Annotated in this window: 21 protein-coding genes; 17 read left to right on the plus strand and 4 right to left on the minus strand. The window is 71.1% G+C overall.

The features are described from left to right. The first annotated feature begins 288 nt into the window (after positions 1-288). From C1I97_RS10895 to C1I97_RS10965, 14 genes are all read left to right on the plus strand, one after another. Positions 289-1,569, plus strand: coding sequence for a helix-turn-helix domain-containing protein (locus C1I97_RS10895; protein WP_111003024.1), 1,281 nt, complete (start codon positions 289-291; stop codon positions 1,567-1,569). A 240-nt stretch (positions 1,570-1,809) separates the two neighbouring features. Then, a complete protein-coding gene (locus C1I97_RS10900) occupies positions 1,810-3,147 on the plus strand; it encodes a hypothetical protein (protein ID WP_111003025.1) in 1,338 nt (445 codons plus the stop codon). Positions 3,148-3,233: 86 nt separating this feature from the next. Beyond that, on the plus strand, positions 3,234-3,806 hold the full coding sequence (locus C1I97_RS10905; protein WP_111003026.1) for a GNAT family N-acetyltransferase: 573 nt from the start codon (positions 3,234-3,236) through the stop codon (positions 3,804-3,806). Between the two features lie 418 nt (positions 3,807-4,224). Further along, positions 4,225-5,916 carry a nitrite/sulfite reductase gene (locus C1I97_RS10910; RefSeq protein ID WP_111003027.1) on the plus strand — a complete coding sequence of 564 codons (1,692 nt, stop codon included), beginning with the start codon at positions 4,225-4,227 and terminating at the stop codon, positions 5,914-5,916. Next, a complete protein-coding gene (locus C1I97_RS10915; RefSeq protein WP_111003028.1) occupies positions 5,913-6,095 on the plus strand; it encodes a hypothetical protein in 183 nt (60 codons plus the stop codon). The genes C1I97_RS10910 and C1I97_RS10915 overlap by 4 nt, the downstream gene beginning before the upstream one ends. Then, positions 6,092-6,802 (plus strand): phosphoadenylyl-sulfate reductase, encoded by a 711-nt coding sequence (locus tag C1I97_RS10920; protein ID WP_111003029.1) that lies wholly within the window; start codon positions 6,092-6,094, stop codon positions 6,800-6,802. The genes C1I97_RS10915 and C1I97_RS10920 overlap by 4 nt, the downstream gene beginning before the upstream one ends. Positions 6,803-6,846: 44 nt before the next feature. Beyond that, the gene (gene cysC / locus C1I97_RS10925) at positions 6,847-7,383 is read left to right on the plus strand and encodes an adenylyl-sulfate kinase (protein ID WP_258382516.1); all 537 of its coding nucleotides are present in this window, start codon (positions 6,847-6,849) and stop codon (positions 7,381-7,383) included. Further along, entirely contained in the window at positions 7,380-8,324 is a 945-nt protein-coding gene (gene cysD / locus C1I97_RS10930; protein WP_111003031.1) for a sulfate adenylyltransferase subunit CysD, read from the plus strand. The genes cysC and cysD overlap by 4 nt, the downstream gene beginning before the upstream one ends. Before the next feature lie 2 nt (positions 8,325-8,326). Further along, on the plus strand, positions 8,327-9,661 hold the full coding sequence (locus C1I97_RS10935; protein WP_111003032.1) for a sulfate adenylyltransferase subunit 1: 1,335 nt from the start codon (positions 8,327-8,329) through the stop codon (positions 9,659-9,661). Positions 9,662-9,885: 224 nt separating this feature from the next. Further along, positions 9,886-11,007, plus strand: a complete 1,122-nt coding sequence (locus C1I97_RS10945) for an aliphatic sulfonate ABC transporter substrate-binding protein (RefSeq protein WP_111003034.1) — start codon at positions 9,886-9,888, stop codon at positions 11,005-11,007. A gap of 27 nt (positions 11,008-11,034) precedes the next feature. Next, positions 11,035-11,814: an ABC transporter ATP-binding protein gene (locus C1I97_RS10950; RefSeq protein WP_111003042.1), complete on the plus strand. Its 780-nt coding sequence runs from the start codon at positions 11,035-11,037 to the stop codon at positions 11,812-11,814. Beyond that, on the plus strand, positions 11,801-12,691 hold the full coding sequence (locus tag C1I97_RS10955; protein WP_111003035.1) for an ABC transporter permease: 891 nt from the start codon (positions 11,801-11,803) through the stop codon (positions 12,689-12,691). Before C1I97_RS10950 ends, C1I97_RS10955 begins: the two co-directional genes overlap by 14 nt. 21 nt (positions 12,692-12,712) lie before the next feature. Beyond that, positions 12,713-13,477 carry a sirohydrochlorin chelatase gene (locus C1I97_RS10960; protein ID WP_111003043.1) on the plus strand — a complete coding sequence of 255 codons (765 nt, stop codon included), beginning with the start codon at positions 12,713-12,715 and terminating at the stop codon, positions 13,475-13,477. Between the two features lie 210 nt (positions 13,478-13,687). Then, entirely contained in the window at positions 13,688-14,518 is an 831-nt protein-coding gene (locus C1I97_RS10965) for an aldo/keto reductase (RefSeq protein WP_111003044.1), read from the plus strand. A gap of 15 nt (positions 14,519-14,533) precedes the next feature. Here C1I97_RS10965 and C1I97_RS10970 read toward each other — a convergent pair whose 3' ends face one another. Next, complete coding sequence (locus tag C1I97_RS10970) at positions 14,534-15,085, minus strand: DUF1697 domain-containing protein (protein ID WP_111003036.1); 552 nt, start codon at positions 15,083-15,085, stop codon at positions 14,534-14,536. A gap of 406 nt (positions 15,086-15,491) precedes the next feature. Between C1I97_RS10970 and tnpA the strand changes: the two genes are divergently transcribed. Both tnpA and C1I97_RS10980 read left to right on the plus strand, forming a co-directional pair. Next, positions 15,492-15,920, plus strand: a complete 429-nt coding sequence (tnpA, locus tag C1I97_RS10975; protein WP_441349103.1) for an IS200/IS605 family transposase — start codon at positions 15,492-15,494, stop codon at positions 15,918-15,920. After that, complete coding sequence (locus tag C1I97_RS10980; RefSeq protein WP_111003038.1) at positions 15,917-17,125, plus strand: RNA-guided endonuclease InsQ/TnpB family protein; 1,209 nt, start codon at positions 15,917-15,919, stop codon at positions 17,123-17,125. Before tnpA ends, C1I97_RS10980 begins: the two co-directional genes overlap by 4 nt. 235 nt (positions 17,126-17,360) lie before the next feature. Here the strand turns inward: C1I97_RS10980 and C1I97_RS10985 are convergent, their stop codons facing one another. Then, a complete protein-coding gene (locus tag C1I97_RS10985; protein ID WP_258382517.1) occupies positions 17,361-18,113 on the minus strand; it encodes an SDR family oxidoreductase in 753 nt (250 codons plus the stop codon). Between the two features lie 86 nt (positions 18,114-18,199). Between C1I97_RS10985 and C1I97_RS10990 the strand changes: the two genes are divergently transcribed. Continuing rightward, positions 18,200-18,673 (plus strand): RrF2 family transcriptional regulator, encoded by a 474-nt coding sequence (locus C1I97_RS10990; RefSeq protein WP_111003039.1) that lies wholly within the window; start codon positions 18,200-18,202, stop codon positions 18,671-18,673. 52 nt (positions 18,674-18,725) lie between these two features. Here the strand turns inward: C1I97_RS10990 and C1I97_RS10995 are convergent, their stop codons facing one another. Continuing rightward, the gene (locus C1I97_RS10995) at positions 18,726-19,568 is read right to left on the minus strand and encodes an IS5 family transposase (RefSeq protein WP_111003040.1); all 843 of its coding nucleotides are present in this window, start codon (positions 19,566-19,568) and stop codon (positions 18,726-18,728) included. A 136-nt stretch (positions 19,569-19,704) separates the two neighbouring features. Beyond that, on the minus strand, positions 19,705-20,672 hold a 968-nt coding region (locus tag C1I97_RS11000; protein WP_111003041.1), incomplete at its 5' end, for an IS630 family transposase.

Here is a 20,672-nt window from a genome sequence, read left to right on the forward strand (position 1 = left end):
AGATGTGTATAAGAGGCAGGGCGGTGGCGGGTACGGCGCGGGGGTGGTGCTGCGCCGACACGGCACCACCCCCGCTGTACCGGCCCTCCCGGGCCGGACACGCCGCACTGGGCGACGTGTAACGAGTTTTGGGCGGCACACGCTTGTTCACCAGGGTTGCAAGAGGTTGCAACGCGTTGGTTTTCCGTGTCCGGACCGCGCCCTTCCGCGTTCTCCGGGCGGCACCATGAACCGGGCGTGCCTCTTCTCCCGCATGAACCGGGCCTGCCCCCTCTCCCGGAGGACCCAGTGGCGAAAGCACCGAAGAAGGTGACGCGGCTCACCGCCGTCGACGCGGCGCGGGTGCTGAGCGAGACGCGCTCCGCGACGCTCGCCGGTCAACGCGCGCGGGTGGCGCCGCGCCCGGTGATCGGGCAGTCCTGGGAGCGGCTGCTGCGTCGCGGCCTCGACCCCGACCAGGACGCCCGTGCCCGTCTGCTGTCCCGTGAGGAGGTGGCACGGCGGCGGGAGACGTCACCGCTGCGGCATGTGCTGCCGGTGCTGCGCGAGGGGCTGCTGCCGGCCGCGGACGCCGTCCGCCACATCATGGTGGTCGCCGACGAGGACGGCCGGGTGCTGTGGCGCGAGGGCAGCCCGTCGGTGCTGCGCAAGGCCGACCGGCTCGGTTTCGAACCCGGCGCCGACTGGCGGGAGGACGTCGTCGGCACCAACGGGGTGGGCACCGCGGCGGTGGTGCGCCGGCCCGTACAGGTCTCCGCCGCGGAGCACTTCTTACGCTCGCACGCCTCCTGGACCTGCGCGGGCGCCCCCATCACCGACCCCCGTGACGGACGGCTGCTCGGTGTGGTGGACGTCAGCGGGCCGCTGGAGACCATGCACCCGGCCACGGCGGCCTGGGTCGACTCGGTGGCCAGACTGGCCGAGGCACGGCTGCGGGAGCTGCACCAGGCCTCGCTGGAGCGGCTGCGGGCGGTGGGGGCGCCGGTGCTGGCCCGGCTCGGCGGCCGGGCGGCGGTGGTGGACGGGGACGGCTGGACGGCGGCGGTGGCCCAGATGCCGTACACCGCGCGGATCCCGCTGCCCAAGTCGCCCACGCCGGGCCGCCGGTGGCTGCCGGTGATCGGCCTGTGCTCCCTGGAGCCGCTGGCGGACGGCTGGTTGGTACGGGCCGGTGAGGAGCCGGCCCCGCAGGACGGCACCCGGATCGTGCTGGACCTGTCCCGGCCGCGCCGCTGGTCGGTGACGGTCTTCGGCGGCGCGGGCTCCTGGAGCCGCGAACTGAGCCCCCGGCACGCCGAATTGCTCTATCTGCTCGCCGGGCACCGCGCCGGGCGCAGCGCGGCGGAACTGGCCGGGGACCTCTACGGCGACCCGGCCCGCACCGTGACCGTCCGGGCGGAGATGTCCCGGATACGGCGGTATCTGGGCGCGTCCCTGGAACACCGGCCCTACCGCTTCCGCGAGGACGCCGAGGTCGAGGTGCTGCTCCCGGACGACCCGGCCGACCTGCTGCCGCACTCGGCGGCACCGGCGGTACGGCCCGGACAGGCGTCACCGCACGAGCCCTGAGCGGTGCGGGGGAGGCGGCCCGAGCGGTCCCGGAGGCGGCGGCGGGAGTGGCCCCGGGGCAACATCTTCCGCGCATTTGCCGGGTCTTCGTCCTCCCGCGGCCCGGACTGCCGTAGCATCGCCTACGCGTCGCCCCGCCTGTTTCCCGGTCAACGCTCGAACCGGCCGGAGCAGTTGGGCCCGCCTCGGAGAGGACCCAGGGGCGCCCGGAGGTGAACCGAGCCCTGAAAAGGGGGCTGTATGAAGCAGCGCGGCAGACACCGCAGGCGCAGACGGGGCAGGGCGCTGCGCGCTGCCCTGGCCGGAACCGGCCTCGCGCTGACCGCGGCGGCCACCCTGATCAGCACCTCGCAGGCCACGGTCGCCGGCGACCCCGGCGCCCTGAAGCCGCTCACCTCGACCACCGAGCTCGGCCGGCTGCGGCTGACCGAACAGCCCGTGCCGCAGCGGTCCCTGGACCGGCTCGCCGCGGCGATGGGCCGGCCGGTCGGCGTCGCCGCGGTGCTGGCCGGCGCCGACCGCACGCTGCGCACCGCGGACCAGTGCAGCGCCGAGGAGAAGGAGGCGCTGCCGGTCGAACCGGCGGCCACGCGCGCGTACTGCTGGGACACCGCCGACGCCACCACCCGCCGGTGGCAGCCGGAGTCGGTGACCACCTCCGGGGACGCCGACGCCGACGGCCGGTGGGGCTCCCACCGGGTGATCCTGTCCGGCTGGTCGCACGACGCCGGCGCCGGCCGCGGTCTGGCCCGGGTGGCGTTCGTCAACGCCGACGACCCGGACCGCCTCACCTACACCTGGGCGTTGCTCGTCGTCCCGGTCGACGGCGGGCGGGACTACCGGGGGCTGGTCTCGCGGGTGTCGGGGATGGTCTGGTACCGGGACAAGCTGCTGGTCACCACCTCCGGCGCCGAGCGCGACGCGCTGTACGTCTACGATCTGCACCGCATCCAGCGCGCCACGGTCACCGGCAAGACGGTCGGCCGCGTGCCCGGCGGCTGGTCCGCGAACGGCTACCGGTGGGTGCTGCCCGCGGTCGCCTCCTACCGCCCGGCCGACGGCAACTGCGTCGAGGCGTCCGGTCCGGACCGCTCCGGCGCGCCCTGCCCGGACGGCCTCTCCCTGGACCGCAGCTCCGCGCCGGAAAGCCTGGTCGCAGGCCAGGCGGCGCCCGCGGACGGCGGCGGCCGCACGATTCTGTGGCGCTACTCCTTCAGCCGGGACCCCGCCCGCTCCGGCCTGCTGGCCGTCGACTCCTCCGGGACGGCGGCCGCGGACGAGGCGTACGAGTCGAAGGCGGACGACGTCCGGGGCGTGCTGTCCCACCGGAGGGGCCCGTCCGGGCCCCCCGACTGGTACCTGGGCCGCCCCGCGGGCGAGGGCACCCACGGCATGCTGTGGCGGCAGGACCGGCGGGGCGCGAAGGCGGTCGAGTGCGGCGCCGAGGGCACCCAGCGCTGCTGGGGCGACGGCACCGGCTCCCTGTCCTACTGGGCGGAGACCGGCGACGTCTGGTCCCTGTCGGGCCGCATGCTGTTCGCGCTGCCGCTGTCCTCGGTCGAACGGGGGATGCGGTAGGGCGCCGGGCCCGGAACAAACGGGTCGGAGTGAGACGAGACACCCCCGATCGACAGCGGGCCGGGACGGATGATTCCCTGACCGGCATGACGAGCATTGCCGTGACCACCTGGTCCCTGGAGCAGACCTCCCCCGACGACCTCCTGCCGGCCGCCGTGCCCGAGGGGGACGTACGGGTCGTCCGGTCCGAGGTGCCCTCCCCCGAGTTCAGCCGGTTCCTGTACGCCTCGGTCGGTGCCGACATCCGCTGGATGGACCGGCTGGGCTGGACGTACGCGCAGTGGCAGGAGTACCTGCGGCGTCCGGGTGTCGAGACGTGGGTGGCGTACGAGCGCGGCACGCCGGCGGGTTACGTCGAACTGGAGGCCCAGGACGAGGGCGTCGTGGAGATCGTCTACTTCGGGCTGATCCAGGCCTTCCGCGGCCGTCGCATCGGCGGGCACCTGCTGTCGTACGGCATCGCCCGCGCCTGGGACCTGGCCGACCGCTGGCCGGGGCGGCCGCCGACGAAGCGGGTGTGGCTGCACACGTGCAGCAAGGACGGCGAGCACGCGATGGACAACTACCAGCGCCGCGGCTTCAGGCTCTTCGACACCAAGGTCGAGGAGGAACCGGATGTTCCGACTCCGGGTCCCTGGCCGGGGGCGTACGCGCTCTGAGCCGTACGGGCGCCGGCGTCCGCGACCCCTGCGACAACCCACGTGACACACGACACCCTTGTCTCGGATATCGGGACAAGGGTGTCCACATTACGGATAATGCTGGACGCTGTCCAGATCGCCGTGCCACGCTTCCGCCATGCCTGGAACTGGAATCGCCTTGGTGAGCCGACGGCACGTCGACCACGGCCGCATGTCCAGCGCCATCTGTCCGGCCTGCTGACCCCGCCCGCACCGGCCTGAGCCGCGGGCTCCAGCACCACCGGTTCGTTTCTCGCTCTCCCCGCTTTCCTCAGCTTTTCCCTGCCCTTCCTGCCTGCGCAACGACGCGCGTGCGCGCCCGTCCGCCCATGCGCCCGCACCCGCACCCGCGCAGGTCAGAGCCGCATTCCTCGCTGTCCCGAAGGACGTATCGACCATGGCCGCCTCCTCGCAGAACTCCGCCGCGCCCCGCCGCAAGGTGAGTCGTCACCGCGGCGAGGGACAGTGGGCCGTGGGTCATCTGACCCCGCTCAACGGCAACGAACAGTTCAAGAAGGACGACGACGGTCTCAATGTGCGGACACGCATTGAGACGATCTACTCCCAGCGCGGTTTCGACTCCATCGACCCCACCGACCTGCGCGGCCGGATGCGCTGGTGGGGTCTGTACACCCAGCGCAAGCCCGGGATCGACGGCGGCAAGACCGGGGTCCTGGAGCCGGAGGAGCTGGACGACCGCTACTTCATGCTGCGGGTCCGCGTCGACGGCGGCCGGCTGACGACGCGGCAGCTGCGCGTGATCGGCGAGATCTCGCAGGAGTTCGCGCGCGGCACGGCCGACATCACCGACCGGCAGAACGTCCAGTACCACTGGATCCGGATCGAGGACGTGCCCGAGATCTGGAACCGGCTGGAGGCGGTCGGCCTGTCCACGGTCACCGCCTGCGGTGACACCCCGCGTGTGATGATCGGCTCGCCGGTCGCCGGCATCGCCGAGGACGAGATCATCGACGCCACCCCGGCGCTGGAGGAGATGCAGCGCCGCGTCCTGGGCAACCCGGCGTACTCGAACCTCCCGAGGAAGTTCAAGACGGCCATCTCCGGCTCCCCGCTGCTGGACGTGGTCCACGAGATCAACGACGTCGCGTTCGTCGGCGTGCGCCACCCCGAGCACGGGCCGGGCTTCGACCTGTGGGTGGGCGGCGGACTGTCCACCAACCCCAAGCTGGGCGTGCGGCTGGGCACCTGGGTGCCGATCGAGGACGTCCCGGACGTCTACGAGGGCGTCCTGTCGATCTTCCGTGACTACGGCTACCGCCGGCTGCGCAACCGGGCCCGGCTGAAGTTCCTGGTCGCCGACTGGGGTGCGGAGAAGTTCCGCCAGGTGCTCCAGGACGAGTACCTGAAGCGCGAACTCGTCGACGGGCCCGCCCCCGAGCAGCCCGTGCAGCAGTGGCGCGACCACGTCGGCGTGCACCGGCAGAAGGACGGCCGCCACTACGTCGGCTTCGCCCCCCGGGTCGGCCGCGTCGACGGCGCCACGCTGACGAAGATCGCCGACCTGGCGGAGGCGCACGGCTCCGGGCGGGTCCGTACCACCGTCGAACAGAAGATGATCGTCCTCGATGTCGAGGAGAGCCAGGTCGACTCGCTGGTCGACGGCCTGGAGGCGCTGGACCTCACCGCCCGGCCGTCCTCGTTCCGGCGCGGCACCATGGCCTGCACCGGCATCGAGTTCTGCAAGCTCGCCATCGTCGAGACCAAGGCGCGCGGCTCCCGTCTGATCGACGAACTCGAGCGCCGCCTGCCGGACTTCGAGGAGCCGATCACCATCAACCTCAACGGCTGCCCGAACGCCTGCGCCCGTATCCAGGTGGCGGACATCGGCCTGAAGGGCCAGCTGGTCCTGAACGACGAGGGCGAGCAGGTCGAGGGCTACCAGGTGCACCTGGGCGGCGCGCTCGGCCTGGAGCCCGGCTTCGGCCGCAAGGTGCGCGGTCTGAAGGTCACGGCGGACGAACTGCCCGACTACATCGAGCGCGTGCTGAAGCGCTTCCAGGGGGAGCGCGAGGACGGCGAGCGGTTCGCCACCTGGGCCGCCCGGGCCTCCGAGGAGGCCCTGTCGTGAGCGAGCGGGCGGCCCCCTTCCACTGCCCGTACTGCGGCGAGGAGGACCTGCGTCCCGGCGAGCAGGGCCACGGCAGTTGGGAATGCGCGGCGTGCAACCGGGGCTTTCAGCTGAAGTTCCTCGGGCTGCTGGCCCGGGGTGTGCGACGGGCCGACCACAAGGGGGACGAGCAGACATGACGGGCGCTCAGGAAGCCCTTGCAGCAGACGAGTTGAAGGAGCTGGCCGAGCGGGCGGGCCGTGACCTGGAGGACGCCTCCGCGCTGGAGATCCTCCAGTGGGCGGCCGGCACCTTCGGCAGGCGGTTCTGCGTGACCTCCTCGATGGAGGACGCGGTGGTCGCCCACCTCGCCTCCCGCGCCCTGCCCGGTGTGGACGTGGTGTTCCTCGACACCGGCTACCACTTCCCGGAGACCATCGGCACCCGCGACGCGGTCGAGGCCGTGATGGACGTCAACGTCATCACCCTCACCCCGAGGCAGACGGTCGCCGAACAGGACGCGCGGTACGGGCCGAAGCTGCACGACCGCGACCCCGACCTGTGCTGCAGGCTGCGCAAGGTCGGGCCGCTGGAGGAAGGCCTCAAGGACTACCGGGCCTGGGCGACCGGGCTGCGCCGCGACGAGTCCCCGACCCGGGCGGACACCCCGGTGGTCGGCTGGGACGAGAAGCGGCAGAAGGTCAAGATCTCCCCCATCGCCCGCTGGACCCAGGACGACGTGGACGCCTACGTCGCCGAACACGGCGTCCTCACCAACCCGTTGCTGATGGACGGCTACGGCTCCGTCGGCTGCGCGCCCTGCACCCGGCGGCTGCTTCAGGGCGAGGACGCGCGGGCCGGCCGCTGGGCGGGCACCGCCAAGACCGAGTGCGGACTGCACGGATGACGAACCATCGGGCTCATCAGGCCCATCGGACCCAGGAGAACCACGTGACGACCGGAGCCACCGTCTGGCTCACGGGTCTGCCGAGCGCCGGCAAGACCACCATCGCGTACGAACTGGCCGGGCGGCTGCGCGCGGAGGGCCACCGCGTCGAGGTGCTCGACGGCGACGAGATCCGCGAGTTCCTCTCCGCGGGCCTCGGCTTCAGCCGCGAGGACCGGCACACCAACGTGCAGCGCATCGGCTTCGTCGCCGAACTGCTCGCCCGCAACGGCGTCCTGGCGCTGGTCCCGGTGATCGCGCCGTACGCGGACAGCCGGGACGCGGTGCGCAAGCGGCACGAGGAGAACGGCACGGCCCACGTCGAGGTGCACGTGGCCACCCCGGTCGAGGTGTGCTCGGTGCGCGACGTGAAGGGCCTGTACGCCCAGCAGGCCGCCGGCGAGCTGACCGGCCTGACCGGCGTCGACGACCCGTACGAGGAGCCCGTCTCGCCGGACCTGCGCATCGAGTCGCAGCACCAGACCGTCCAGGAGTCCGCGGCGTCCGTGTACGCCCTGCTCAGCGAAAGGGGACTGGCATGACGACCGCCGCCGAGGTCAAGGAGGGCGACGAGGGCACGCGAAGCCCGTACGCCCTCTCCCACCTGGACGCCCTGGAGTCCGAGGCGGTGCACATCTTCCGCGAGGTGGCGGGCGAGTTCGAGAACCCGGTGCTGCTGTTCTCCGGCGGCAAGGACTCCATCGTCATGCTGCACCTGGCGCTGAAGGCGTTCGCCCCGGCCGCCGTCCCCTTCTCGCTGCTGCACGTGGACACCGGGCACAACTTCCCCGAGGTCCTCGCCTACCGGGACCGCACGGTCGCCCGGCACGGCCTGCGCCTGCACGTCGCCTCCGTGCAGGACTACATCGACCGCGGTGTCCTCAGGGAGCGCCCGGACGGCACCCGCAACCCGCTGCAGACCCTGCCGCTGACCGAGAAGATCCAGAGCGAGCGGTTCGACGCCGTCTTCGGCGGCGGGCGCCGCGACGAGGAGAAGGCACGCGCCAAGGAGCGGGTGTTCTCGCTGCGGGACGAGTTCTCCCAGTGGGATCCGCGCCGCCAGCGGCCCGAGCTGTGGAACCTCTACAACGGCCGCCACGCGCCCGGCGAGCACGTCCGGGTCTTCCCGCTGTCCAACTGGACCGAGCTGGACGTCTGGCAGTACATCGCCCGCGAGGGCATCGAACTGCCCGGGATCTACTACGCCCACGAGCGCGAGGTGTTCTCCCGGAGCGGCATGTGGCTGACCGCCGGCGACTGGGGCGGCCCCAAGGACGGCGAGCGGGTCGAGAAGCGGCTGGTGCGCTACCGCACGGTCGGCGACATGTCCTGCACCGGCGCCGTCGACTCCGACGCCGACACCATCGAGAAGGTGATCGCCGAGATCGCCGCCTCGCGTCTGACCGAGCGCGGCGCCACCCGGGCCGACGACAAGCTGTCCGAGGCCGCGATGGAAGACCGCAAGCGCGAGGGGTACTTCTAGACATGAGCACGACCACGACCGAGGAGCTCTCGGCCACCACGCTGCTGCGGTTCGCCACCGCCGGCTCCGTCGACGACGGCAAGTCCACCCTCGTCGGCCGGCTGCTGCACGACTCCAAGTCGGTCCTGGCCGACCAGCTGGAGGCCGTCGAGCGCGTCTCGGCGAGCCGCGGCCAGGACGCCCCGGACCTCGCGCTGCTGACGGACGGGCTGCGGGCCGAGCGCGAGCAGGGCATCACCATCGACGTGGCCTACCGCTACTTCGCCACCCCGCGCCGCCGGTTCATCCTGGCCGACACCCCCGGGCACGTGCAGTACACGCGGAACATGGTCACCGGCGCCTCCACCGCCGAGCTGACCGTGATCCTGGTGGACGCCCGCAACGGCGTGGTGGAGCAGACCCGCCGGCACGCGGCGATCGCGGCCCTGCTCCGCGTCCCGCACGTGGTGCTGGCCGTGAACAAGATGGACCTGGTCGGCTACCAGGAGTCCGTGTTCGCGGCGATCGCCGAGGAGTTCACGGCGTACGCGACCGAGCTGGGCGTCCCGCAGGTCACCGCCGTCCCGATCTCGGCGCTCGCCGGCGACAACGTGGTGGAGCCGTCCGCGCACATGGACTGGTACGGCGGCCCGACCGTCCTGGAGCACCTGGAGACGGTCCCGGTCAGCCACGACCTGGCGCACTGCCACGCCCGGCTGCCCGTGCAGTACGTGATCCGGCCGCAGACCGCCGAGCACCCCGACTACCGCGGCTACGCGGGCCAGATCGCCGCCGGCACCTTCCGGGTCGGCGACGAGGTCACGGTGCTGCCGTCGGGCCGTACGACCCGGGTCTCCGGCATCGACCTGCTGGGCGAGCCGGTCGACGCGGCGTGGACGACGCAGTCGGTCACCGTCCTGCTCCAGGACGACATCGACGTCTCGCGCGGCGACCTGATCGTGCCGAGCAAGGACGCGCCCGCGACCACCCAGGACGTGGAGGCGACCGTCTGCCACGTCGCCGACCAGCCGCTGACCGTGGGCCACCGGGTGCTGCTCAAGCACGGCACCCGCACGGTCAAGGCGATCGTCAGGGACATCCCCTCCCGGCTCACCCTCGACGACCTGTCCCCGCACCCGCACCCGGGCCGGCTCGCCGCCAACGACATCGGCCGGGTGAAGATCCGCACCGCCGAGCCGCTGCCGGTCGACTCCTACACCGACTCGCGCCGCACCGGCTCGTTCATCCTGATCGACCCCAGCGACGGCACCACGCTCACCGCGGGCATGGTCGGCGAGTCGTTCGCCTCTCCGGAGCCGGTCAAGGACGCGGCCGACGAGGACGGTTGGGACTTCTGACCATGAACTCCCCGGACTTCTACTCGACGTTCGCCAAGGAGGGCGGCCGGGTCGGCAGCGGCGCCCTGGGCAGCGGGCAGGGCGGAGTGGGCCGATGTGCGCGCTGACGTACGCGCACCGCTCGCGCGCCCTCACCCCCCACCGCTTACGTGGAAGACCTGCCGACCTCCCGGCCACGACCTGAGAGTCCGTGACCGCCGGGCCGACGAGAGGACGAACCTCCCGTGCCTGCCACCTCCTCGCCCCTACTGCGCCGCGGCCTCGCCGTGGCCCTCGCTCTCCCACTCCTCGCCCTCGCCGCCTGCGGCTACGGTTCCCAGGCCCAGGACGCCGGCTCCCACCAGAAGGCCGCCGCCGGGGCCGGGAAGACCGACGGCCTGGACTCCGTCCGGATCGGCTACTTCGGCAACCTGACGCACGCGACCGCGCTGGTGGGCGTGGAGAAGGGCTTCTTCCAGAAGGCCCTGGGCGCCACGCGGGCCAGGTACCAGGTCTTCAACGCCGGCCCGTCCGAGATCGAGGCGCTGAACTCGAACTCGATCGACATCGGCTGGATCGGCCCGTCCCCGGCGATCAACGGCTACACCAAGTCCGGCGGCAGGAGCCTGCGCATCATCGGCGGTTCGGCCTCCGGCGGGGTCAAGCTCGTGGTGAACCCGGAGAAGATCAAGTCTCTGAAGGACGTCAGGGGCAAGAGGATCGCCACCCCGCAGCTGGGCAACACCCAGGACGTGGCGTTCCTCAACTGGATCGCGGAGCAGGGCTGGAAGGTCGACGCGTTCAGCGGCAAGGGCGACGTCTCCGTCGTCCGCACCGACAACAAGATCGTCCCGGACGCCTACAGGTCCGGCTCCGTCGACGGCGCCTGGGTGCCGGAGCCGACCGCGTCCAAGCTGGTCGCCGAGGGGGCCAGGGTGCTGCTGGACGAGTCGTCGCTGTGGCCGGACAAGAAGTTCGTGATCACGAACATCATCGTGTCGCAGAAGTTCCTCGAGGAGCACCCGAAGGCCGTCGAGGCGGTGCTGAGGGCCTCCGTGGAGACCAACAGGTGGATCAACGCCCACCCGGACGAGGCGAAGGCCGCGGCGAACCGGCGGCTGCGGACCGACTCCGGCAAGGCGCTGCCCGCGAACGTCCTGGACCCGGCGTGGACGTCCCTCCGGATCACCGACGACCCGCTGGTGTCCACCTTGGACACCCAGGCGCGGCACGCGGTCAGGGCGGGCCTGCTGCGGTCGCCGAGGCTGGACGGCATCTACGACCTCACCCTGCTGAACAAGGTCCTTCAGGCCGAGGGCGAGCCCACCGTCGGCGACGCCGGACTCGGCGTCAAGCAGAGCTCCTAGCCAAAGAGTTTTCAGGAGGTGACCACCATGGCCACGACCCTCGCCACGGCCGCCGAGTCCGTAGTGCACGCGGCGCGCCTTGAGAACGTATCGAAGTCCTTCACGGCTCCGGGCGGGCAGCAGCTCGTCCTGGACGGCATCAGTCTCGACGTCGCCCCGGGCGAGTTCGTCACCCTCCTGGGGGCCTCGGGCTGCGGCAAGTCCACCCTGCTGAACCTGGTGGCGGGCCTCGACCGGCCCACCGCCGGGTCCATCACGACGGACGGCCGCCCCGCCCTGATGTTCCAGGAGCACGCCCTGTTCCCGTGGCTGACCGCGGGAAAGAACATCGAACTCGCCCTGAAACTCCGGGGGGTTTTGAAGCCGCAGCGGCGCGGCAGGGCCGAGGAGCTGCTCGAACTGGTCCGGCTCAAGGGCGCGTACGGCAAGCGGGTGCACGAGCTGTCCGGCGGCATGCGCCAGCGCGTGGCGATGGCCCGCGCGCTGGCGCAGGAGAGCAACCTGCTGCTGATGGACGAGCCGTTCGCGGCCCTGGACGCCATCACCCGGGACGTGCTGCACGACGAGCTGACCCGGATCTGGCAGGAGACCGGCGTGTCGGTCCTGTTCGTGACGCACAACGTGCGCGAGGCGGTGCGGCTCGCGCAGCGCGTGGTGCTGCTGTCCTCCCGTCCGGGCCGGGTGGCCCGCGAGTGGGCGGTGGACATCCCGCAGCCGCGCCGTATCGAGGACGCGCCCGTCGCGGAGCTGTCCCTGGAGATCACCGAAGTACTGCGTGGGGAGATCCGCCGCCATGGCCGGCACTGACACGAAGACGGCGCGGGGCGCCGAACTGGCCGGTGTGGAGGCCGGACTCGACGCGCTGGAGGCCACCGAGACCGGGCGTACGCCCTTGAGGAAGACCTTCGTCGACAAGATCCTGCCGCCCCTCGTGGCGATCGCGGTGGTCCTGGTGGTCTGGCAGGCGCTGATCTCCCTCAAGGTGGTCGACGACCCGAGCAGGCTGCCCTCGCCGGCCGACGTGGGCCGCGAGTTCAAGGACGCCTGGCTGCAGGGCACACTGCTCGGCTTCGTCTGGACGTCCGTCTCGCGCGGTCTGCTGGGCTTCCTGTTCGCGCTGGCGATCGGCACCCCGCTGGGGCTGCTGGTGGCCCGGGTGAAGTTCGTGCGGGCGGCCATCGGCCCGGTCCTGTCCGGCCTGCAGTCGCTGCCGTCGGTGGCGTGGGTGCCGCCGGCGGTGATCTGGCTGGGGCTGAACAACTCGATGATGTACGCGGTGATCCTGCTCGGCGCGGTCCCGTCCATCGCCAACGGCCTGGTGTCCGGCATCGACCAGGTGCCGCCGCTGTTCCTGCGGGCGGGCCGCACGATGGGCGCGACGGGGGCCCGGGGCGCCTGGCACATCGTGCTGCCGGCGGCGCTGCCGGGCTATCTGGCCGGGCTGAAGCAGGGCTGGGCGTTCTCCTGGCGCTCACTGATGGCGGCGGAGATCATCGCCTCCTCGCCGGACCTGGGCATCGGTCTGGGCGCCCTGCTGGAGAACGGCCGGAACGCGAGTTCCATGTCGATGGTGTTCGAGGCCATCGTCCTGATCCTGTTCGTCGGCATTGCCATCGACCTGCTGATCTTCAGTCCGCTGGAGCGGTGGGTGCTGCGCAGCCGCGGTCTTCTGGTGAAGAGCTGACCCATGTTCACGTCCCTGTCCATGTCCCTGTCCCTGCAGCCCGTTCTCCTGGTCATCGCCCACGGCAGCCGCGACCCGCGGCATGCCGCCACCGTGCACGCCCTGGTGCGGCGGGTGCGCTCGCTGCGCCCCGGGCTGCGGGTGGAGACCGGCTTCCTGGACTTCAACGTGCCCTCCGTGCAGGGGGTGCTGGAGTCCCTGGCGGGCCGAGGGGTGCGGGACGTGGTGGCGCTTCCGCTCCTGCTGACCCGCGCCTTCCACGCCAAGGCGGACATCCCGTCGGTGCTGCGTCAGGCGCCGCCGCGGCTGCGCGTGACGCAGGCCGACGTCCTCGGCCCGTCGCCGCTGCTGACGCGGACCCTGGAGCGCCGACTGCACGAGGCGGGGCTGTCCCCCGCCGACAAGTCCTCGACCGGGGTGGTACTGGCCTCGGCGGGGTCCTCCGACCCGGAGGCGATCGCAGTGATCGCAGACATCGCGCGGGAGTGGCGGCACACCGGTTGGTGCGCCGTGCGGCCTGCGTTCGCCTCCGCCGCGTCTCCCGCGGGGTTCTCACGCACCGAGGACGCGGTGCGCGCACTGCGGTCGCTGGGCTGCGCGAAGGTCGCGGTCGCGCCGTACGTCCTGGCCCCGGGCTTCCTGCCGGACCGCATCGCGCGGGGCGCCGCCGAGGCACGGGCCGACGTCCTGGCCGGCGTCCTCGGCCCGGCACCGGAGGTGGCGCGGCTGCTGCTGGAGCGGTACGACGCCGCCCGGCTGCCGCTGCGAACGGCCCTGGGCGCCTGACGGCACGCCCGCGGCCCGGCACTCCCCCGTGGTGCCGGACCGCGGACGGACCGACCACCGCCCGCCGGAGATCGGTGTGCGAGGGCCGCCCCTCACTACAGCGTCGCGCGGCGCCCAAGTGTCACTGCGACGCCGCGGGGCGGTTCCGATCCCGCCTTCCGGGCAGGGGGAGTCTCCCGCAGCTGTACCCTCCATCGAGTGATCGAGGAGATGTTCGCGCTCGGCGGCGACCTGCCCGTACGGCGTCTCGGGTACGGCACCGCGCAGCTCACCGGTCCCGGCTACTGGGGGCCGCGCGGTGACGTGCGGGACGCGATGGCCGTGCTGCGGCGGGCGGTCGAGCGGGGGGTGACCCTGATCGACACCGCGGACAACTACGGGCCGTCCGTCGCCGAGGAACTGGTGGCGAAGGCCCTGCACCCGTACCCCGAAGAACTGGTGATCGCCACCAAGGGCGGAGTGGTCCGCACCAGCGACAGCGCCTGGCACGTCGACGGGCGGCCGGAGCGTCTGCGGGAGATGTGCGAGGCGAGCCTGCGCAGGCTGCGGCTGGAGACCATCGACCTGTACCAGCTGCACCGGCTCGACCCGGCCGTGCCGATGGCCGAACAGCTGGGCGCACTCGAGGAGTTGCGGGCCGAGGGCAAGATCCGGCACATCGGCCTGGACACCGTGACCGCCGAACAGCTCTCCGCCGCACCGGAGTCGACGGAGATCGCCTCCGTCCAGAACCGCTACAACCTCCTCGACCGCGAGTCCGAGCCGCTGCTGGAGCTGTGCGAGGAGCGCGGGATCGCGTTCCTGCCGTGGTTCCCGCTGGGCAACGGCGAGTTGACCACGCACCCGGAGTGCGCCCGGATCGCCGCCGCGCACGGAGCCACGCCGGGGCAGGTCGCCCTGGCGTGGCTGCTGCACCGCTCCCCCGTGCTCTGCCCGACCCCGGGCACGGGCACGCTCGTCCACCTGGAGGAGAACCTGGACGCGGCCGGCGTACGGCTGACCGGCGCCGAACTGCTGTCCCTGCCGGCCTCCCGCGGGTGACCGCGCCCGCCCCGGTCAGGCGTCCTGGGCGGTCAGCTCGACGAGTTTGAGCACCGTGTTCCAGTTGCGGCTGGTCGCGATCACGTCCTTGTTCAACCGGCGCCTGGACAGGTGCTCGGCGAGTTTGGAGCGGCCCAGTCCGTTCGGCGCGTACAGGTACAGGGCGCGATCGCCGAGGCGGAACTCCTCGGGCAGATGGGCGGCCCGGTCGACCTCCGCGAAGCGCTCCGCGTCGACGGGGGCGGAGTAGTAGGTGACGTGCAACTGTCTGCCCTCCAGCTCGGCGGCCGGGAACGGGCACGCTTCGGCGACCGCCCGCAGATAGGCGTGGTCGCGCACGATCACGTCCACCGGGAACCCGAACCGCTCCCCGACGGCGTCCGCGAGCTCGGCGGCCAGTGACTCCTCGTCGCCGCGCCCGGAGGCGAAGACGGCCTGGCCGCTCTGCAGGTACGTACGGACGCCGGTGTGGCCGAGCCCCTCCATCAGGGTGCGCAGCCCGGCCATCGGGACCTTCTTGCCGCCGCCCACGTTGATTCCGCGCAGCAGCGCCGCATACGTCGTCATCCGCCCACCCTAGAGCGGCCGTCGTGCCCCGTGGGGGTGGGCACGACAGCCGCCGGCCGTGGGACGGAGATGCCCGAAACCATGGCGGATCGCGGCGCGCGGATCAACTCGTACACGCGGCTGTGACTCGTTCAACAAGGTTTCACCTCCCCGAAACCGAGCCCTTCCGGCGGAACGGACACCCTGCCCCCCGCCCCTGAGAAGCCTGGGTAGTTGTAAAGGGTCAGAGGCCTTAGCCGTGCTGCCCATCCGTGGTCTAACGAGGGGTTCCTCAGCTTCAGCCAAGGGGAGATCGCTTCACTCGACTGCTGCGACCTCGACTTTCTGTACGGAGCTGCACTGTTTACCTGGGTCACGACAACACAATCCGTTATACACGCCGCGCGTGTATAGTGATCACGTGACTGTGACCCGGAAGGTTCGCCGGTTCTCCAGCGGCGTGTACGACCTCGGACTCCACGTGGTGTGGTGCCCGAAGTACCGCCGTCCGGTCCTCGGTGACCGGGTCGCAGCACGCCTGGACGAGCTGATCCGCCAGAAGGCCGGCGAACGCGGTTGGGAGATCGTGGCACTTGAGGTCATGCCCGACCACGTCCACCTGTTCGTCAAGCACGACGCAAAGTCGTCGGCGTCGTACGTGGCCAACCAATTCAAGGGCTTCACGTCCCGCGTGCTGCGCGCGGAGTTCCCGCACCTCAAGAGCCAGTTGCCCACCCTGTGGTCGTCGTCGTACTTCGCCGCTTCCGTGGGTGCGGTCAGTGCCCGGACGGTAGAGGAGTACATCGAGACCCAGTGGGAGCGTCCCTGGAAGAAGGAGAGGGAGGAGCAAGCGTGATCCGCGCATACAAGTTCCTCCTTCGCCCCACGGCCCGTCAGGTGGCCGCACTGGGCGAGATGCTGCGGGACCACTGCTCCCTGTACAACGGCGCGTTGCAGGAACGGCGGGACGCCTGGCGACATGCCTCGAAGACCACCGTCCGGTATGGCGACCAGTCCGCCCAGCTCAAGGAGATCCGGGGGTTCGACCCGCAGCGTCAGGGCCGCTGGTCGTTCTCTTCCCAGCAGGCCACCCTGCGGCGGCTGGACAAGGCGTTCCAAGCGTTCTTCCGCCGCGTGAAGGCCGGGGAAAAGCCCGGCTACCCGCGCTTCAAGGGCGTCGGGCACTTCGACACCGTCGTCTTCCCCAAGGACGGTGATGGCTGCCGCTGGGACTCCGCCCCGCACGATCCGCAGACCCGCGTCCGTCTGCAAGGCATCGGACACATTCGCGTGCACCAGCACCGGCCCGTGAAGGGCCGCGTGAAGACGATCGCGGTCAAACGGGAAGGCAACCGCTGGTACGTGCTCCTGTCGTGCGACGAGGTACCCGCCGAGCCGCTGCCAGCCACCGGCGCAGTCGTCGGCATCGACATGGGCACTACACACTTCCTGACCACCTCGGACGGCGAGCACATCACCAGCCCCCGCTTCCTTCAAACGGCGGCCGAGAACTTGGCCGCAGCGCAGCAGCACCTGGCGACGTTCCCCAAACGCGCCAAGCAACGCACCAAGGCGCACCGTGCTGCCGCGCGGAAAGTCGCCCAGATCCACGCGAAGGTCCGGCGCCAGCGCCTCGACCACGCGCACAAGACCGCGCTCACCCTCGTGCGCGACCATGACACGATCGTGCACGAGCGGCTGAACACGGCGGGCATGACCCGCACCCCCAAGCCGAAGCCCGACCCCGAACGTCCCGGTGCGTTCCTCCCGAACCAGCGGGCCGCGAAGGCCGGACTGAACCGATCAATCCTCGACGCAGGTTGGGGGGTGTTCCTCGCGATCCTCGCCAACAAGGCTGAAAGCGCCGGTCGGACCGTCATCGCAGTGGACCCCCACAACACCTCACGCACCTGCCTGTCCTGCGGGCACGTCGCCAAGGAAAACCGCGTCACCCAAGCGAAGTTCCAGTGCGCGACATGCGGGTTCACAGCCAACGCGGACCACGTCGGCGCACTGAACGTCCTCAACAGGGCCGGGCTGGCCCTCTGCGACGTGGCTTAGAGGTCGCGCAGATAGGCGGCCAGCAGGGGCCAGCGGGTAGACAGGGCAGGCACAGCTTCCGTGATCATGGAGTTGCGACGCTCTGTGATCATCGGGGAGACCTGTGCCGCTGCCATCATGGCCGGAACGCCGTCGACGACGCCTCACCTTCACCGACAACCCAGCTGTCCTTCAGGCTCTGCCGTCTTACCGCCTACCGCGATGGCAGCAGCGCAGGGTGCTGTGGAGGGGGACGCTATTGCTGCTGTGCGAGCCACTCGTCGAAGGTGGTCGGCGCGATGCGGGCGCCCGCACGGGGCAGCAGCACGTCACCGGCCATCGCCGGGCCGAACAGCGATGACCACGTCGGCACGAGCTTGACCGCACGACCGCGCGCGTCGTTGGTGCGCCGGGCCATGTCCACCAGATCCTGCGGCTCGGGACCGGCGACCTCGCGGTAACGCCCCTGCGGTGCGCCCGTGGCGATCTCGGCGAGGATGTCGGCCACGTCCGCGGGTGCGATCGGCTGGACGAGCAGTGGCGCGATGGTGGCGACGCCGTCCTGCTCGGTCCAGCTCGTCACCATCGCGGCGAAGTCGTGGAACTGGGTGGCCGGGACGATCGTCCACGGCACCGGGCCCTCGGTCACGAGGCGCTCCTGCTCGCGCTTGCCGGCGTAGTGCGCGTTGCCTTCGACGCGGTCGACGCCGGCGATCGAGAGCAGCACGTGGTGGCGGACACCGGCCCGTTCCTCGGCGGCGAGCAGCGTCCGGGTGGTGGTGCCGAAGTACGTTACCGCTTCGTCCCGGTCGGTCGCCGTGCAATTCGTGGCGTCCACGGCGGCCTCGATGCCGGTCAGGGCGGCGTCGAGGCCGTCGCCGGTGGTCAGGTCCACGCCGAGTGAGCGGCTGATGCGCACGACGTGGTGTCCGGCCTGTTCCAGGGCGGCGGCGGTGAGGGCCCCGATGTTCCCGGTTGCTCCGGCAACGGCGATTCGCATGGTCCGCATGGTGATCTCTCCTCTGTCTCTCGTGCTGCCGCCGGACAGTATCTCGGACTAAAGAGATCCGCAATATCTGAGATAGGATCGAGGCCATGAAGCTGCCTGTGAGTACGGAATGGCTGTTGCACTGCGCCACGTCGCTGGCGCAGCTCGAGGCAGGGGCCACCGCGTCGGCGGCACAGCTCGCCCAGTACTTCGACCTGCCGGCGGCCTATCTCGCCAAGCAGCTGCAGGCGCTGGTCAAGGGCGGTGTGCTGGCCGCAACGACAGGCCCGCGCGGCGGGTTCCGGCTGGCCCGGCCTGCTTCCGAGATCACGCTCCTGCAGATCGTCGAGGCAGTCGACGGCGCGTCCTCGCCGTACGAGTGTCGTGAGATCCGCCGGCAGGGACGGGGAGCACTGCCCGCCGAGGAGTGCCAGAACCCCTGCATCCTCGCCGAGAAGATGGCCGAAGCCCACGAAGCCTGGCGGCGCAGCCTCGCCACGACCTCGCTCGCCGAGATCGTCGCCGCATTGCCCCCCTCGGCCCCACCCCGCACCCGACTGCGCCTGACCGGGACGCCGTAGCGAATCCGCCGCCGCATGGAACGCCTTGGAGGTTGCGCAGACAGGCGGCTGGTCAGGGCTGGCGGCGGGGGCGTGCGTCCCAGCGATAGGTGGTCCACGCTCGGCGGATCAGGCTACGCACGGTGATGATCGTGTCGGCGAGGTCGAAGAAGGCGTCGATGACGACTCTCCGGCGCTCGTAGCAGCGGGCGATGCGGTGGAAGGCGTTCTGCCAGGCGTGGGTGCGTTCCACGTGCCATCTCTGGCTTGCCTGGATCGGTGCCTTCTCGCCCTTGTGCGCGATCCGGCCGTGCAGGCCGCGTTGTTCGAGCAGGGTGCGGGTCTTGTCCGAGTCGTAGCCGGCGTCCAGGTGGATGGTGATGTCGTCGGGCAGCGGTCCCAGCTCGTCCAGGCGGTCCAGGGTCGGGGCGAGCAGCGGGGAGTCATGTCGGTTGGCCCCGGCCAGAACGCGGCCCAGCGGAATGCCGTATCCGTCCGTCATGCCCGAGCGTTTCAGCCCCTGTTTGCCACGGTCGACCGGGGAGCGCCCGGCGGCCTCGCCGCCGCCGGGCGCTTTGGTGATCGAGCCGTCGACGGCGATCTGGTCCAGGATGAGGCCGACGATTCGGTCGTAGGAGTCCAGCGCGATCTGCTTGAGCTGGGCGAAGACGCCGAGTCGGATCCACTCGTCGCGGCGGTTGCGGATCGTGGTGGCCGAGCAGGTCGCGTCGGCGATCGCCTGGTAGGAGCAGCCGAACCGCAGGAGCTGCAGCAGCTTGTCGAAGATGATCCGGTCGCTGATGCGGGGGCGGTGGCAGCCCAGCGGATGGTCCGGGTGATACTCCGGCCGCTCGGGCAGCAGGGCCGCGAATTGGTCCCAGAGTGGTTTGGTCAGCCATGATGGCAGGACAGGCACAGGTCTCCCCGGTGATCACAGAGCGTCGCAACTCCATGATCGCCAAGACCTGTGCCTGTCTTGCTGCCGGGTACCACCATCGCGCCTATCTGCGCGACCTCTTAGTGGTTCGGACCGGAAGTCCTTCGGGGGTTGATCATGTAGCTGGCTCGGCGGAGGATTCTTCGTGGTGATCGGTGGTGTGCCGGTCGAGTCTGGCCAGCAGATCGTCCAGGTCGGAGGTGGTGAACTTCCACTGGAACGGCTGTGCCGTGGCGTTGTAGCGGTCTTCGAAGGCTCGGAGCCGGTCGGTGACCTGAGCGAGGTCGGTGAAGTCGTTGGGCGAGACGACCTTGCGCTGCACGACGGAGAAGTAGATTTCCACCTGGTTCAACCACGAAGCGTGCACGGGGGTGTGGACCATCACCGCGTTCGGGAACGCCGTGGCCAGCCGGTCGGCGGCCTTCTGGCCACGGTGGGAGGAGCCGTTGTCCACGATCCAGAACACGCGCTTGGCGCTCGCGTAGGGTTCGGTGCTCATGACCTGGGTGACCAGGTTCATGAACGGGTCGATGCCGGTGCGTGGCTCGGTGCGGCCGAACACTTTCGCATAGTGGACGTCGTAGGCGGCGAGGTAGGCCAACGCGCCGCCACGTCCGTAGGTGTGGTTGACGCGCATCGCGCGGGCCTGGCCGGGGGCGAGGGTGGGGTGACAGCGGCAGCGGGCTTGGATGGAGGTCTTCTCGTCCGCGCTGATGACGTACTCGTCCTCGCCGAGCTGGATGCCCTGCCAGGTGCGGGCGTACAAGCCGAGCACCCGCTCGGCCTTGATCCGGAAGTCGGGGTCGGTGATGAAGATCCAGGACCGGTGCTGCCAGGGCTTGAGCGCGTCGTCGGTGAGCCAGCGGCGCACGGTGGAGGCGGAGACCGAGCCGGCGATCGCCCGGGCGACGACCTCGCGGGCCAGTTCCGGGCACGACCAGCGCGCCAAGGGCACGCCGCTCTCGGCGGGCAGTCGGCAGGCCAGGGCCTTGACCTGGGCCACCTGCAATGCGGTGAAGGACGGCGGCCGCCCCGACCGCTCGCGGTCGGACAGGCCGGCCAGACCGTGCTCGGCGAACCGGC

The organism is Streptomyces sp. NTH33, assembly GCF_003236365.1.
Lineage (GTDB): Bacteria > Actinomycetota > Actinomycetes > Streptomycetales > Streptomycetaceae > Streptomyces.

Bases quoted from the DNA above. Each gene is read 5' to 3' on its own strand.
- C1I97_RS10910 (WP_111003027.1), top strand. From the start codon at position 4,225: ATGGCCGCCTCCTCGCAGAACTCCGCCGCGCCCCGCCGCAAGGTGAGT.
- C1I97_RS10990 (WP_111003039.1), top strand. From the start codon at position 18,200: ATGAAGCTGCCTGTGAGTACGGAATGGCTGTTGCACTGCGCCACGTCG.
- C1I97_RS10955 (WP_111003035.1), top strand. From the start codon at position 11,801: ATGGCCGGCACTGACACGAAGACGGCGCGGGGCGCCGAACTGGCCGGT.
- C1I97_RS10950 (WP_111003042.1), top strand. From the start codon at position 11,035: ATGGCCACGACCCTCGCCACGGCCGCCGAGTCCGTAGTGCACGCGGCG.
- C1I97_RS10920 (WP_111003029.1), top strand. From the start codon at position 6,092: ATGACGGGCGCTCAGGAAGCCCTTGCAGCAGACGAGTTGAAGGAGCTG.
- C1I97_RS10965 (WP_111003044.1), top strand. From the start codon at position 13,688: ATGTTCGCGCTCGGCGGCGACCTGCCCGTACGGCGTCTCGGGTACGGC.
- C1I97_RS10985 (WP_258382517.1), bottom strand. From the start codon at position 18,113: ATGCGGACCATGCGAATCGCCGTTGCCGGAGCAACCGGGAACATCGGG.
- C1I97_RS10935 (WP_111003032.1), top strand. From the start codon at position 8,327: ATGAGCACGACCACGACCGAGGAGCTCTCGGCCACCACGCTGCTGCGG.
- cysD (WP_111003031.1), top strand. From the start codon at position 7,380: ATGACGACCGCCGCCGAGGTCAAGGAGGGCGACGAGGGCACGCGAAGC.
- C1I97_RS10970 (WP_111003036.1), bottom strand. From the start codon at position 15,085: ATGACGACGTATGCGGCGCTGCTGCGCGGAATCAACGTGGGCGGCGGC.
- C1I97_RS10900 (WP_111003025.1), top strand. From the start codon at position 1,810: ATGAAGCAGCGCGGCAGACACCGCAGGCGCAGACGGGGCAGGGCGCTG.
- C1I97_RS10905 (WP_111003026.1), top strand. From the start codon at position 3,234: ATGACGAGCATTGCCGTGACCACCTGGTCCCTGGAGCAGACCTCCCCC.
- C1I97_RS10960 (WP_111003043.1), top strand. From the start codon at position 12,713: ATGTCCCTGTCCCTGCAGCCCGTTCTCCTGGTCATCGCCCACGGCAGC.